General features: G+C 70.5%; 13 protein-coding genes. 4 read left to right on the top strand and 9 right to left on the bottom strand.

Going from position 1 to position 14,113, the window contains the following annotated elements:
- Window positions 1-191: 191 nt before the first annotated feature.
- Window positions 192-1,628 carry an LCP family protein gene (locus ACQYWQ_RS20440; protein ID WP_431036440.1) on the bottom strand — a complete coding sequence of 479 codons (1,437 nt, stop codon included), beginning with the start codon at window positions 1,626-1,628 and terminating at the stop codon, window positions 192-194.
- A gap of 351 nt (window positions 1,629-1,979) precedes the next feature.
- Between ACQYWQ_RS20440 and ACQYWQ_RS20435 the strand changes: the two genes are divergently transcribed.
- Window positions 1,980-2,534 (top strand): peroxiredoxin, encoded by a 555-nt coding sequence (locus tag ACQYWQ_RS20435; RefSeq protein WP_030996777.1) that lies wholly within the window; start codon window positions 1,980-1,982, stop codon window positions 2,532-2,534.
- Window positions 2,535-2,537: 3 nt separating this feature from the next.
- Window positions 2,538-3,071, top strand: coding sequence for an alkyl hydroperoxide reductase (locus ACQYWQ_RS20430; RefSeq protein WP_431036438.1), 534 nt, complete (start codon window positions 2,538-2,540; stop codon window positions 3,069-3,071).
- Window positions 3,072-3,205: 134 nt separating this feature from the next.
- On the opposite strand, the gene ACQYWQ_RS20425 is transcribed toward ACQYWQ_RS20430, so the two are convergent.
- The 4 genes from ACQYWQ_RS20425 to ACQYWQ_RS20410 all read right to left on the bottom strand — a co-directional run bounded on the left by ACQYWQ_RS20425 (window position 3,206) and on the right by ACQYWQ_RS20410 (window position 8,481).
- Entirely contained in the window at window positions 3,206-4,564 is a 1,359-nt protein-coding gene (locus tag ACQYWQ_RS20425; protein ID WP_431036437.1) for an AI-2E family transporter, read from the bottom strand.
- A gap of 122 nt (window positions 4,565-4,686) precedes the next feature.
- Window positions 4,687-5,427: a lytic transglycosylase domain-containing protein gene (locus ACQYWQ_RS20420; protein WP_431036435.1), complete on the bottom strand. Its 741-nt coding sequence runs from the start codon at window positions 5,425-5,427 to the stop codon at window positions 4,687-4,689.
- A 469-nt stretch (window positions 5,428-5,896) separates the two neighbouring features.
- Entirely contained in the window at window positions 5,897-7,219 is a 1,323-nt protein-coding gene (locus ACQYWQ_RS20415) for a PhoH family protein (RefSeq protein WP_431036433.1), read from the bottom strand.
- A 500-nt stretch (window positions 7,220-7,719) separates the two neighbouring features.
- Window positions 7,720-8,481: an isoprenyl transferase gene (locus ACQYWQ_RS20410; RefSeq protein ID WP_037869300.1), complete on the bottom strand. Its 762-nt coding sequence runs from the start codon at window positions 8,479-8,481 to the stop codon at window positions 7,720-7,722.
- Between the two features lie 112 nt (window positions 8,482-8,593).
- On the opposite strand from ACQYWQ_RS20410, the gene mgrA reads away from it, so the two are divergent.
- Together mgrA and ACQYWQ_RS20400 are read left to right on the top strand one after the other, a co-directional pair.
- Window positions 8,594-9,601 (top strand): L-glyceraldehyde 3-phosphate reductase, encoded by a 1,008-nt coding sequence (mgrA, locus tag ACQYWQ_RS20405; protein ID WP_431036431.1) that lies wholly within the window; start codon window positions 8,594-8,596, stop codon window positions 9,599-9,601.
- Window positions 9,602-10,096: 495 nt separating this feature from the next.
- The gene (locus ACQYWQ_RS20400) at window positions 10,097-10,576 is read left to right on the top strand and encodes a DUF192 domain-containing protein (protein ID WP_431036430.1); all 480 of its coding nucleotides are present in this window, start codon (window positions 10,097-10,099) and stop codon (window positions 10,574-10,576) included.
- 243 nt (window positions 10,577-10,819) lie between these two features.
- Here ACQYWQ_RS20400 and ACQYWQ_RS20395 read toward each other — a convergent pair whose 3' ends face one another.
- From ACQYWQ_RS20395 to ACQYWQ_RS20380, 4 genes are all read right to left on the bottom strand, one after another.
- The gene (locus ACQYWQ_RS20395) at window positions 10,820-11,587 is read right to left on the bottom strand and encodes an SAM-dependent methyltransferase (RefSeq protein ID WP_431036429.1); all 768 of its coding nucleotides are present in this window, start codon (window positions 11,585-11,587) and stop codon (window positions 10,820-10,822) included.
- Window positions 11,588-12,017: 430 nt separating this feature from the next.
- Window positions 12,018-12,626, bottom strand: a complete 609-nt coding sequence (locus tag ACQYWQ_RS20390; protein ID WP_431036428.1) for an OmpA family protein — start codon at window positions 12,624-12,626, stop codon at window positions 12,018-12,020.
- A gap of 620 nt (window positions 12,627-13,246) precedes the next feature.
- On the bottom strand, window positions 13,247-13,843 hold the full coding sequence (locus tag ACQYWQ_RS20385; protein ID WP_431039269.1) for a pilus assembly protein TadG-related protein: 597 nt from the start codon (window positions 13,841-13,843) through the stop codon (window positions 13,247-13,249).
- Complete coding sequence (locus tag ACQYWQ_RS20380; protein ID WP_431036427.1) at window positions 13,840-14,031, bottom strand: hypothetical protein; 192 nt, start codon at window positions 14,029-14,031, stop codon at window positions 13,840-13,842. The genes ACQYWQ_RS20385 and ACQYWQ_RS20380 overlap by 4 nt, the downstream gene beginning before the upstream one ends.
- Between the last annotated feature and the right edge of the window lie 82 nt (window positions 14,032-14,113).

Raw genomic sequence — 14,113 nt, 5'->3', positions numbered from 1 at the left:
CGTCGTACGGGACGAGGCGGGAAGGGACGAGGCGGGGCGAGGCGGGACAGCGCGCAGCGCCCCCGCGCCCGTACACTCCCGCCCGCACTCCCCGCACTTCCACCGCACCCCACGCGCCCCTCACGCCCCCGCGTGACCCCCATCACCCCGTCACCCCCGTCCGCACTGTCCCCCCCGTCACCGCCCAGTGGTCACCACGTGAACCCCTGCTGCACCGCCATGCACGCCCCCTTGTCCTCGCCGTTGAGCACCGCGGCCGATTCCGGGGCCTTCTTCGGCTGCTTCTCGGCCGGGTAGGCGGTGTCCTCGCGCCAGTCGGTGCCCACGAGCACGGTGATGCGCGAGACGTCGGCCGATTTGCGCAGGAGGTCCGCGGGGATGCCGAGGGCGTGGCCCGCGGCCTGCGCGTCGGCCTTGGGGACCGAGGCGGGGAAGAGGACAGCGGTCTCCTGGCCCGGGGTGAGCTGCGCGTTGATCTCGGCGCCCGTGTAGCCCTTCGCCCTGAGCCGCGCGACGACCTGCCCCGCGCGTCCCTGGACGGGCGCTTCGGCGCCGGCCCCGGTGGCGTTGAGGACCTGGATGTCGAGCGAGGCCGCGGGGTGGGAGGGCGCGGGTTCCTTCTTCGGCCGGGGCTTGGTGCCGCTGCCGTCGAGCGCCTGGTCCTTGCGGACGAGGGAGAGCAGTGCCTCCGCGTCGCCCGGTTTGGGCACGAGCCGGTTGTGGTCCTCGGACCACTGCGCGGTCGGCAGCGTCGTCATGGTGATGTGCTTGCCCGGGACCTTGCGCAGCTCGTTCGAGAGGTCGTAGAGCTTCTTGACGGTGTCGAGCTGGTCGTCGACCGTGAGGGCCTTCGTCGCGGTCTCGGCGAGCGAGCGCATCCTGCCGGGGTTGGTGAGCGTCGCGTTCTCGCGCAGTTCGCGGACCATCGAGGTCATGTACATGTGCTGGGCGTGGGTGCGGCCGAGGTCGGTGCCGTCCTCGAATCCGTAGCGGGTGCGGAGCCACTGGAGGGCCTGCTCGCCCTTGACCGAGGTCGTGCCCGCCTTGAGTTTGAGTCCCGAACCGTGGCCGTCGGGGGTGCGCGAGTACACGTTCTGCTCGACGCAGACGGGGACGCCGCCGATGGCGTCGGCCATCGAGACGACCCCGGTGAAGTCGACCATCATGAAGTGGTCGATGTGGGTACGGGTCAGCGCCTCCCACGTCGCGACGGAGCAGCCGGGACCGCCGTGCGAGAGCGAGGCGTTGGCCATCTCCAGGTCGGCGGCCGGGTAGGTCTTGCTGGTCTCGGGGTCGGTGCACTCGGGGATCGGGATCATGGTGTCCCTGGGCAGGCTCACGACGCTCATGTTCTTCCGGTCGGCCGAGAGGTGCAGGAGCATCTGCACATCGGCGAGCGCGGCCCGCCCGACCTCGTTCTTCGCGCCGCCGAGCTTGAGGTTCTCCGCGCTGTTGCGGTCGTCGGAGCCGAGCAGCAGGATGTTCATCGGCGTCTGGCCCTCGGCGTTGGGCGCGGCCTTCGCGATGCCGTGCTTGCCGAGGTTGAGCTGGTCCTTCTTGATGTTGCCGTTGAGGTGCTCGTAGTACGCGTATCCGGCGGCCCCGCTGCCGAGGACGAGTACGGTCACCGTCCCGGCCGTCCAGCGCAGTACGCGTCCGCCCTTCCTCGCCCCGGTCGCTCCCCTACGCGCCCGCTGCCTGTGCCCGCCGGTCACCCGGTCTCCCCCTCGCGCCGCACTGTCAACTCCCGCCCGCACCCGAGGAGTCGGGCGCGGGACACCTGAGCGTACAGAACCCCCGTTCGAAGCCACGCGGGCCCGGTGGCGACGGAACGCTTCGGTCCTGTTCGGAAACGGACCGTTATTGATCGCCTATTGATCGGTCGCACCTATCGACACGAACCGACTGATCGATTTCCCTGCTAGATCGGCTGTGTGGCACGCTGTGCCCTGTCCAACCCCGCACCATCGGAGGCTTTTGTGCTCACTGTCGGTGACCAGTTCCCCGCGTACGACCTCACTGCTTGTGTCTCGCTCGAAAAGGGCAAGGAGTTCGAGCAGATCAACCACAAGTCCTACGAGGGCAAGTGGCGCGTCGTCTTCGCGTGGCCGAAGGACTTCACCTTCGTGTGCCCGACCGAGATCGCCGCCTTCGGCAAGCTGAACGGCGAGTTCGCCGACCGCGACGCGCAGATCCTCGGCTTCTCCGGCGACTCGGAGTTCGTGCACCACGCCTGGCGCAAGGACCACCCGGACCTGACCGACCTCCCCTTCCCGATGATGGCCGACTCGAAGCACGAGCTGATGCGCGACCTCGGCATCGAGGGTGAGGACGGCTTCGCGCAGCGCGCGGTCTTCGTCGTCGACCCCAACAACGAGATCCAGTTCGTCATGGTGACCGCCGGTTCCGTGGGCCGTAACCCCAAGGAGGTCCTGCGGGTCCTCGACGCGCTCCAGACCGACGAGCTGTGCCCGTGCAACTGGAGCAAGGGCGACGAGACCCTCGACCCGGTCGCGCTCCTGGCCGGTGAGTGACTCATGGCCATCGACGAGCTGAAGTCCTCGATACCCGACTACGCCAAGGACCTGCGCCTCAACCTGGGCTCGGTCATCGGCAATTCGCCGCTGCCCGCCCAGCAGCTCTGGGGCACCGTACTGGCCTGCGCGATCGCCTCGCGCTCGCCCAGGGTGCTCGCCGAGCTGGAGCCCGAGGCGAAGGCGAACCTCTCCCCCGAGGCGTACACGGCCGCCAAGTCGGCCGCCGCCGTCATGGCGATGAACAACGTCTTCTACCGCACCCGCCACCTCCTCTCGGACCCCGAGTACGGGAACCTGCGGGCCGGTCTGCGGATGAACGTCATCGGCAACCCGGGCGTGGAGAAGACCGACTTCGAGCTGTGGTGCCTCGCGGTCTCCGCCATCAACGGCTGCGGCCAGTGCCTCGACTCGCACGAGCAGGTGCTCCGCAAGGCCGGTGTCGAGCGCGAGACGATCCAGGAGGCCGTCAAGGTCGCCTCGGTCCTCCAGGCCGTCGGAGTCACCATCGACGCCGAGGAGCGCATGTCCGCCTGAGGCGGCACGCGGATCGGACACGTACGTGAGAGGGGCCCCGTGGATCGTTCACGGGGCCCCTCTCACGTGTGCGGGTACGCGGCGCGTACGTGGGTACGCGGGCGGCGCGTACGGCGTGTGCCGCGGGTACGGGCCTACTCGGCCGGTACCGTCCCCGCCTCCTCGGCCTTCGGCAGCGGCCCGGCGCCCGGGGCGCCGCCGGGCGCGGGCGGGTGCGCCTCGTGCGCGTACCGCCGCAGGTAGCCGACGACCGTGTTGAGAACGGCGACGAGCGGCACCGCCACGACCGCGCCCCCTATCCCCGCGATCATGCCGCCCGCCGCGACGCTCAGGACGACCGCGAGCGGGTGGACGCGCACCGCGCGGCCGAGGATGAACGGCTGGAGGATGTGCCCCTCGATCTGCTGCACGGCGAGGACCACGGCGAGCACGAGCACGGCCGTGAAGACGCCCTGCGTCACGAGCGCCACGACGACGGCGAGCGCCCCCGAGACGACGGCGCCGACGAGCGGCACGAAGGCCGCGAGGAAGATGATCACCGCGAGCGGGACGGCCATCGGCACGTCGAGGAAGTAGATCCCTATCCCGATGAAGACGGCGTCGATGAGCGCGACGATCACCGTGCCCCGCACGTACGCCGTCAGCGTGCCCCAGGCGCGCGGGCCGGCGCCCGCGACGCCCTCGCGTGCCGCTGCGGGGACGAGCTTGAGGCACCAGCCCCAGATCTTCTTGCCGTCGTAGAGCAGGAAGATCGTGGAGAAGAAGGCGAGCAGCAGCCCCGTGAACAGCTCGACGATGACGGTGACGCCCTCGATGCCCGCCGAGGTGAGCTGTTCGGTATTGGTCCCGACCGCATCGCGCAGGTTCTTCGCGACGTCGTTGATCTGTTTCTCGGTGACGTGGAAGGGGCTGTCGAGCAGCCAGCGGCGCAGGTCCTCGATGCCGTCCTGGACCTGCCGCGAGAGCTGGTCGACGTTCTCCATGATCTGCCAGACCACGAACCAGCCCATGAGCCCCATCATGGCGAAGCCGAAGAGCGTGGTGAGCGCGGTCGCGAGGCCGCGCGGGACGCCGTGGCGGGTGAGCCGGGCGACGAAGGGCTGGAGGAGCGCGCTGACGAGCAGGGCGACGACGAAGGCGAGCACGACGAGCCGGACCGCGCTGATGACCTTCATCAGGACCCACACGGTCGCGGCGAGCACGAGCAGCCTCCACCCCGCCTCGGCGGCCACGCGCACACCCCAGGGCACGGCGGCCGCGGGCTCGGGGCGCGGGGTGGCGGCGGGCGCGTAGGCGGGCGGCGGCGGTACGCGCGCCGAGGTGTCGTCGGCGGGCACGGCGGCCTCCTCGCGGGCGGCGGGCACGGCGGCGACGGCGCGCGGCGGCGGCGGTTCGTCCGGCTCCTCGGCCGCGGCGCGTCTTTCGTCGAGTCTCTGGCCTATGTGTGAGATCCGCGCGCTCGCACGCCCGAACCACTCCGGCATCTTCGGCATGTACGTCCCTGTTCCCCGTCAGTCCTGGGCCACCCCCGAGGTCCCGGGATCAGACCGTACACGGCGGAACCCCCCGCCGGGGTGGGCGAGGGGTTCCGGGGTACGCGCGTACGTGAGCCGGTCTAGTACCAGCTGTTGGCCTGCCAGAAGGACCAGGCGCCGCAGGGGCTGCCGTAGCGGCCGTCCATGTAGTTGAGGCCCCACTTGATCTGGGTCGCCGGGTTGGTCTGCCAGTCGGCCCCCGCGGAGGCCATCTTGGAGCCCGGAAGCGCCTGGACGAGGCCGTAGGCACCGCTGCCCGCGTTGGTGGCGCGGTAGTTCCAGCCCGACTCGTGGCTCACGATGTTGCTGAAGCACTGGAACTGGTCCGCGGGCACGATCTGGCGTGCCATCGCCTGGACATCGGCGACCGAGTAGGAACTCTGGACCGCGAAGGAGGAGGCGTCGCGGGTCGCCGAACGGCTGGCGGCCAGCTCCTTCTCCTTGGCCTCCTGCTCGCGCTGCTTCGCGAGTTCCTCGGCCTTCTTCTTCGCCTCCTCCGCCTTCTTGACCGCCGCTTCCTTCTTGGCGGTCGCGGCCTCGGCGGCGCTCTTACGGGCCGCTTCCTCCGCGGACTTGCGGGCGACGGCCTGGGCTGCGTCCGCCTGGGCGTCGGCCTGCTGGGTCAGCGTGGCGGTCTGTACGCGGGCCTGCTGGCCCGCCGGGATGTCCGCGAGGAGGGTGGCGTCTTCCGCCGCGGTCGCCTCGAAGTCGTTCGAGGTCTGCTGAGGGGTGCTGCCCGAGGCAACGCCCACCACGGCTCCGACGGTGGTGACCGCGGTGGCCGAAGCCACCGCGAATCCCCGGACCGAGATCCGGCTCACACGGTTTCCTTCCAGCGTCGCCCGCTTAGGTGACCTCGCGGGCGCGATCGTGCCCCTGACACTGGCTCCCCCTTGCTCGTGGTCACGGGAAGCACGGACCCGGGGGACGCTGCCCGGCTGCTTCTTCACAGTGGGGCGCCCCGTGGAACACGGGTGGCACACAGCTTCTCTATGGAGTTGCGGGGCCCGGTGCCTCACCCGTGAAGCGGGTGCGGTCCCGAGGCCGTGGAGACACAAGCTGTGTGCGGGGCCTGACGGCTGAGAACTCTGCCGGAACTGGACGCCGCAAGGCAATTCTCCGTTGCGTGGGATAGGTCACACGCCGTTTGGGTGATGTTTCTGCGGGATAAGGCCGCGCGCACGGACGCCGCCCGGCTAGGCTCCTTGGCCTTGTGCCGGGCGGCGTCCTCGGGTCGCTTCGGGTGTGCGGTCAACGCCCCCGCTCAGGGGGCGTGTTGCCGCGTACGGCTCACAGCTCGCGGTCCTCCAGGAGTTCGGTCACGAGCGCGGCGATCTGGCTACGCTCCGAACGGGTGAGGGTCACGTGTGCGAAAAGCGGATGCCCCTTCAGCTTCTCCACGACGGCGACGACCCCGTCGTACCGCCCGACGCGGAGGTTGTCGCGCTGCGCGACGTCGTGCGTGAGGACCACACGCGAGTTGGCGCCGATCCGGGAGAGCACGGTGAGCAGCACGTTGCGTTCGAGTGACTGGGCCTCGTCGACGATGACGAAGGCGTCGTGCAGCGAGCGGCCGCGGATATGGGTGAGCGGCAGGACCTCCAGCATCCCGCGCGAGACGACTTCCTCGATGACGTCCCTGCTGGTGACGGCGGAAAGGGTGTCGAAGACCGCCTGCGCCCACGGGTTCATCTTCTCGGACTCGCTGCCGGGCAGGTAGCCGAGTTCCTGGCCGCCGACCGCGTACAGCGGCCGGAAGACCATGACCTTCTTGTGCTGACGGCGCTCCAGGACCGCTTCGAGGCCCGCGCACAGTGCGAGCGCCGACTTGCCGGTGCCTGCCCTGCCGCCCATCGAGATGATGCCGACCTCGGGGTCGAGGAGGAGGTCGAGCGCGACACGCTGCTCGGCGCTGCGCCCCTTGAGCCCGAAGACCTCGCGGTCGCCCCGTACGAGCCGGATGTCGCCCGAGGCCGTGACACGGCCGAGTGCCTTGCCGCGCTCGGACTGGAGGGTGAGCCCCGTGTGCACGGGCAGTTCGGCGGCCTCGGGGACGCTGACCCGCTCGTCGTCGAAGAGGCGGTCGACCTGTTCCCCGGTCAGGCTCAGCTCCGCCATGCCGGTCCACCCCGAGTCGGTGACGGCGAGTTCCGCGCGGTACTCCTCCGCGAGCAGGCCGACCGATGAGGCCTTGATGCGCAACGGCAGGTCCTTGGAGACGACGGTGACGTCGTACCCCTCGGCCTGGAGGTTGCGGGCGACGGCGAGGATGCGCGAGTCGTTGTCGCCGAGACGGTACCCGGAGGGGAGCACCGAGGGGTCCGAGTGGTTCAGCTCGACGCGGAGCGTGCCGCCGATCTCGCCGACCGGGAGCGGCTCGTCGAGCCGTCCGTAGCGCACCCGGTAGTCGTCCAGGAGGCGCAGGGCCTCCCGGGCGAAGTAGCCGAGTTCCGGGTGGTTGCGCTTGGCCTCCAGTTCTGTGACCACGACGACGGGGAGCACGACCTCGTGCTCGTCGAAGCGGTGCACGGCGTTGGGGTCGGCCAGCAGGACGCTGGTGTCGATGACGTAGGTGCGCCGGTCGGGCTTGCGGCGCTGCGTGCTGGTCACCACGGAGAGACATACCCCCTCGGACGAGGACGGGGAACGGCCGCTCCGCACACCGCCGCGCCGCACACGCGGGCGTGCGGGGTACGGGGAGGAGGAGCGGCCGGGGAATGGGGACCGGGAGAGGCGGTGACAGACGCCAGGGGGGTGACCCTCCGGCCGCGCGGGCCGGTGGTCGGGCCGCTGGGGCCGGTGAGGTGAAGACGTACCGCTCGGTCGTCCTGGCGCAAGGGCCCTCCCGGGCGGGCGGCACCCTGCCACCCGCTGAGATCCGGTGTCCGTGGGTCGGATACCGGCCTGGGTGAGCTATTCCCGGCGCGGAAGCCGGTCATGCGCGAGCGTCTGACGACACGTGGGGGAACGAGGGGTGAAGCCGGGGAGCGACGGGGTGCGCCCGGGGCGTGCGGGACGGGGTCGCGCGAGCGGACACGCGGCGGCGTGAGCGCGACACGCGAGGCCGCGCGGTGCGGCGCGCGGCCCCTCGTACCGGGCGACGGCCCGCCCGCTCAGCCTCCGTAGCGGCGGTGGCGTGCCGCGTAGTCGCGCATCGCGCGCAGGAAGTCGACCTTGCGGAAGGCGGGCCAGAAGACCTCGCAGAAGTAGTACTCCGAGTGGGCGCTCTGCCAGAGCATGAAGCCGGAGAGGCGCTGCTCGCCGCTCGTGCGGATGACGAGGTCGGGGTCGGGCTGGCCGCGCGTGTAGAGGTGCTCGGAGATGAGGTCGATGTCGACGGCCTCGGCGAGTTCCTCGAAGCTCGTGCCCTTGCGGGCCGCGTCGTGCAGCAGGGAGCGGACGGCGTCGGCGATCTCCTGGCGGCCGCCGTAGCCGACCGCGACGTTGACCAGTATCCCCGTGTTGTCCGAGGTCGCGGCCTCGGCCTCCTTGAGGGTGGTACGCGTGTTGTCGGGCAGGATGTCGAGCGCGCCCACGTGGTGGACGCGCCAGCGGCCGTCGGCGGCGAGGGCCCGCACCGAGTCCTCGATGATGCCGAGGAGGGGGATCAGCTCGGACTCGGGGCGGTCGAAGTTGTCCGTGGAGAGCATCCACAGCGTCACGACCTCGACGTCCGTCTCGGCGCACCAGCCGAGGAACTCCTCGATCTTCTCGGCGCCCGCGCGGTGGCCCTGCGCGGTCGTGCCGCCCGAGGCACGCGCCCAGCGGCGGTTGCCGTCGAGGATGAGGCCGATGTGCTTGGGGACCTGCGCGTGGTCGAGGCGCCCTCGCACCCGCCGTGCGTAGAGTCGGTACACGAGGTCGCGCATGTTCACGTCTGTCAGCCCCTCCGTGCGGCAGGCAATGCACTCCGGAAGGCGCCACCCTACCGCCGTTCGAGGGCGGCCCCCGACGCCGGGTCACACGGCTCTCACGTACCCTTCGCGCATGTCAGACAACGCTTTCTTCCAGGCGGCGGACGGCCGTTACGACACCATGCGGTACCGGCGCACGGGCCGCAGCGGCCTGCTGCTCCCCGCCGTCTCGCTCGGCCTGTGGCACAACTTCGGCGACGACCGCACCCTGGACTCGCAGCGCGAGATCCTGCGGCACGCCTTCGACCTCGGCATCACGCACTTCGACCTCGCGAACAACTACGGGCCCCCCGCGGGCTCGGCCGAGCTGAACTTCGGCAAGCTCCTCGCGCAGGACTTCGCCCCGTACCGCGACGAACTGGTCCTCTCGACCAAGGCGGGCTACCGGATGACCCCGGGCCCGTACGGCGAGTGGGGCTCGCGCAAGTACCTCCTCAACTCGCTCGACGCCTCGCTGCGCCGTATGGGCACCGACTACGTCGACATCTTCTACTCGCACCGCTTCGACCCGGACACGCCGCTCGAAGAGACGATGGGCGCGCTCGCGACCGCCGTCCAGCAGGGCAAGGCGCTGTACGTGGGGGTCTCCTCCTACTCCTCGGAGCAGACCGCCGAGGCGGCCCGCATCCTGCGCGAGCTGGGTGTCCCCGCGCTCATCCACCAGCCCTCGTACTCGATGATCGAGCGCTGGACGGAGAAGGACAGCCTGCTCGACACACTGGAGACGGCGGGCATGGGCTGCATCTCCTTCGTGCCGCTTGCGCAGGGCGTGCTCACGGGCAAGTACCTGGGCGGCATCCCGGAGGGCTCGCGGGCCACGCAGGGCAAGTCCCTGGACCCGACGACGCTCACCGAGGAGCGGATCAAGAAGCTCAACGAGCTGAACGAGATCGCCTCCGGCCGCGGCCAGACCCTCGCGCAGCTCGCGCTGAGCTGGGTCCTTCGCGATCCCCGGATGACCTCCGCGCTCATCGGCGCGTCCTCGACCCGGCAGCTCGACGAGAACGTGGCGGCCGTGTCGGCGCCCGCGCTCACGGCGGAGGAGCTGGGGCGGATCGACGCACTGACCGTGGAGTGGTGAGCGGTGGCAGGTGAACGGTGACCGGTGGCCGGTGGCGTGGTGACCGGCTGAGTGGTGAGCTGACGCGCTCGGCGGTGTGACCGCAGGAAGAGCCGCGACGAGGCCGGTGGGGTGCCGTGCCGCCCGGGTCCGCGAGGACCTTGCGGGGCCCCGCCGGCCTCCGGCGTGTCCGGGCAAAGAAAACGGGCCGGTCCGTGGGGGGGGTTACGGACCGGCCCGAGGGGGGGAGTCCCACCATAACCCTTCGTGAGGGAAGACGGCGACATTCACGCCGTACAACTACTCTCCGGGTTCGCGCGGCGACGTGGCGCCGATCGATTCGCTCGCTTCCCGACACCTTGATGCCCGTTTCCGCCGTTTTCTCTCCGAGGGGGGACGGGGCGGGATCGCCGTACGGCGATCCGTGGCGCTTCCCACTCACACGGGCGAAGCCGGTGCGTCCGGTTTGACGAGACGGCGGTACGCGGGCCGCGCGGGGGCATTACGGTCGCCGGTATGACGAGTACGGAGTCTCAGTCCGGCGGCCGTCCGGGCGGGCCCAGCGCCCGGGGGGCCGTGCTGCGGGTCCTCACGCCGGGCGGCGCGCCTGGCCCCGCGGTGCCCCTGGAGGTCGCGCGGACGGCGCGGGAGCGGGGGCGCGGACTGCTGGGGAGGGACACGGTGCGGGGCGCGCTGCTGCTGAGCCCGGCGAGCGCGGTGCACACGCTCGGGATGCGCTTCGCGATCGACGTGGCGTTCCTCGACCGCGAGTGGCGCGTGCGGTCCGTCCGGACGATGCGCCCCGGCCGTCTGGGGCTGCCCCGCCCGTGGGCCCGGCACGTCCTGGAGGCGGAGGCGGGCGCGATGACCCGCTGGGGCCTGGCCCCCGGGGCCCGTATCACCGTCGAGGACGCCGGGAGCGGCGGGAATGGCGAGGACGCCGGGAGCGCTGGGAACGGCGAGGACGTCGGGAGCGACGAGCACGCCCGCGGCTGAGCCCCGCGAAGCCGGACCGGTACCGCGCGGCCCCCTCCACCGCGCGGTACCGGAGTTCGCGTGTTTGCGCACGCGATTTCCGTTGGTCTGAACTTAGGTGATGGATGCCGCCTGCACGAGACCCGCACGATAACGATGCGGAATCAGGCGGTTGTGGGGAACGCCCTGAGCGCCGCGGAGCGCCCGGAGCGCCCGCAGGTGGCCCGCTCCCTCGTACCCGCACTCCCCCGGACGGTCCCAGGATCAGGACGGCTTGCGGGCCTCGATGAGGAAGCGGCTGCTGTGGGCGAGGAAGCGGCCCTCGGCCTCGATCAGCTCGTGGAGGGCACGCAGGCGGTCCTCGTACCGCTCGACGGTGAAGCCGGGGACCATCCACACGACCTTGCGCAGGTAATGGACGACCGCGCCGATGTCGTGGAACTCCATCCGCAGCCGCGCCGTGCGCAGGCCCACGACCTCCAGGCCGGCCGCCTCGGCGGCCGTACGCGCCCTCTCGGGGTCGCGGGCGTTCCACGTCTCCTCCGGCTGCGGCCCGAGGAACCACTCGCTGACCTCGGCGCCGCTCCACGGGCCGACCTCCTGCGAGACGTACGTGCCCCCGGGGGCGAGCACGCGCGCGACCTCGTCCCAGTCCGTACGGACGGGGTGGCGCGCGCTCACGAGGTCGAAGACGCCGTCGGGGAAGGGCAGCGGCCCGCCCTCCCGGCTCGCCACCACGACGATGCCGCGCGGCGCGAGGAGCACGGCAGCCTTCGCCGCGTTCGGGGGCCAGGACTCGGTCGCCGCGGCGCACGGCGGTACGGAGGGGGCCCCTGCCAGGACCTCTCCCCCGCCGGTGTCGATGTCGAGGCTCGCCCGCGCCCGTCCCATCCGCTCGCCGAGCAGCCGCGCGTACCCCCACGGGGGCCGTTCCTCCGTGGCACGCCCCGCGAACCAGGAGAAGTCCCAGCCCTCGACGGGCGAGGTGGCGCCGTCCCTGACGAGGGCGGCGAAGTCATGCGTGGTGTCCATGAGGCGAGCATGTCGCGCGGGGCGCGCGGCGGCCAGCGGATTGCGGGCGGGCCGCTGCCGGTGACCGGCGGAGCGGGGCGCGGCATGGCGTGTGTACGGCGCGAGGCGGAGGAGCGGTCGCGTGGGCGACGTGCTGCGCACGGCCCGGCGCCGCGCCCGCCGCCCTGGCGCAGGCGCGGGCACGGCTGACGGGGAGGGCCGTGGCGGCGTCGGCTGCCTCGAAGCGGATGCCCGGGAGCCGGACACGGTCCTCGCGGCAGCGCGTCGCGCCCCGGACCCCCGCCACCCCCTCGCGCTCCCGCGGACGCGGGAGGACGTGCTCCGCTTCTTCGACGGGGCCGATCTGCTGGGGCCGGGGGCGGCGCCGGGGGGCGCGGGGGTGTACGCGGGGGTGGGGGTCAAGTCCCCCGCGCAGACCTGGGTTCCGTTGTCATCCGGTGCGGGGGAAGGAGACCTCGACGCGGCGGTTCTTGCGGCGGCCCTCCTCCGTCGAGTTGTCGGCGATGGGGTAGTCCTCGCTGTAGCCGCGGACCTCGAAGGTGACTTCGGGGCCGAGGTACTGGGCGAGTTCGTCGTGGACGATGTCGGCGCGGCGTTTCGAGAGCGTTTTGCCGTGGGCGTAGCTGCCGAGATTGTCGGTGAAGCCGAAGACGCGGACGGTGCGGGCCCTTTGTTTCTTCGCCTCGTCGGCGATGGCCTTGATACGGGCCCTGCCGGAGGGGTCGAGTGCGAACTTGTCCTTGTCGAAGAGAACTTCGGCCTGGAGGGCGAATTTCACGTCGGTGTTGGTGTCCTCGCGGCGTTCCTCGCCGCCGAGGTCCTCGACGACGGACTTGATGTCGAGCACTTTCGCGGGGGCGAGCTGCGCGCCGTCGGCGAGACGAAGTCCGGGACTGCTCGAATCGACGTCGGGGGGCGGCGAGGTGGTCACGCTCCCCGGAGGCACGGTGGGCCCGTCATCGGCCGCCGCCACGCCCCCGTTCAGCCCGAACACCAAGGTGGCCGAGGCCACCACCACAGCCACCCCCGCCCGCCCCATCACTGCGCCTCACTGAGCGGAATCTCGGCGGGCGGCATACTCCCGACCTGAAACGTGACCTTCTTGGTGGAGGCCGGAGGAGCAGGAAACTGAGCGAACCAATCGACGGTTTGACCAGCCTTGATTCCCCCAGTGAACTGAGTGCACAAGCACCTGCCCTGCGTGTCACGGAGAATCAAGTACCGCTTCTTTCCGGCTTGATCCACGAGACTCGCACCGGCAATGGAGGATGCATTCTTCGCTAGCTCCGATTCATCACTCTTCCACTCCGTCGGCACCCAAAGATCACCACCCCCATTTGTGACACTACCCTCCACGGTCACAAATCCCGCATGATCACGCAGAGCCGTTTTGACCACGAGGGAAATATCGCCATCTCGACTCTCGGCGAGAGCGGTGTCTCCTGATGGGCTTTCCTGCGGTGGCGAACTCCCTTCGCGGGGAGTATCAGGCCGTGGTGCGGACGCCGAAGGTTTCGAGTTCTCCGACGTCGACCCGTCACCCCCACCACACGAAGTCGCCCCGAGGCCGAGGACGACAAGCAGTGAAGCAACCGCCAAGCGGCGAAGGCGAAATCCCGTCACACCCATTTAGCTCCCCTTTCACAGCAGATCCCTACGTCAAGAAGCAAGGTAAACGTCAAAAATCTTTGACGGGGCCGGGAACTCCAGCCCGCTCAAGTCGGAGGCAGGGAACCGCCGTACTGAGCCGACGCCACAGTCGAGGGTGATATCTCCACCATCTTCTCCGTCCAACGCGCACTGCGACCGCAGGACAGCAGTGGCTGAAGCCTTGGCCTTTCGCGAGGCTGCTCCAGGAATGACCGATGTTCCCGTTGCATAGTTGGTTTCAACAGTGACCTTGAACGCAGGGCTTCCATCGACTGTCGTCCGAGCGAAGGAAGTGACCCGCGAGTGGTTCCGGGCTGCCAGTTCACCAGCGGCGTCGGCCGCTCCCCGACCGACGAGGTTGTCGGCGTCCAGCCATCGCCCCCACCCCTCCATGCCCGGCTCGGCGGCCAGCAAGCCCTGCACCATCTCCTCGCGGCCTGCCTGCGCAGCCGCCAGAGCGGCGGCATCAGCGGCTGTCTGCGCTCCGTTCCTCACAGAGGCAGCCTGCGCGAAAGCAAAGAAGGCAAAAGAAACGAATAACAGAATGCCCGCTACCCACACGAACAAGGGAAGCGTCTGCCCAGCATCGCGCGTCGCTCTCGTCAGCCGCCGAGGACGTTCGACACGGCCCTTCCGACTGCCCCGGAAATCTGACCGTCGAGACCCAGCGCGTCGATGGCGAGGAAAATCCCCGCGATGATGATCAGCAGGCCCGCGTATTCCACGAAACCCGCGCCGTCGTCCCTGCGGAGCTTGTGCAGGAGGGTGGGGAGCCAGGTGGTGGGTTTGGGCATGGTGGTCTCCCGGGTGGGCCGGTGTGGTGGTGTGACCGTAGGGCGACGGAGGGTGGTGGGGGGAGGGTCCGTGGGCCCAAGG

The sequence above is a fragment of the Streptomyces sp. P6-2-1 genome (genome assembly GCF_050613165.1).
GTDB lineage: Bacteria > Actinomycetota > Actinomycetes > Streptomycetales > Streptomycetaceae > Streptomyces.
Note: the sequence above shows the minus strand (reverse complement) of the source record. Positions and strands in the feature narration are given on the sequence as shown.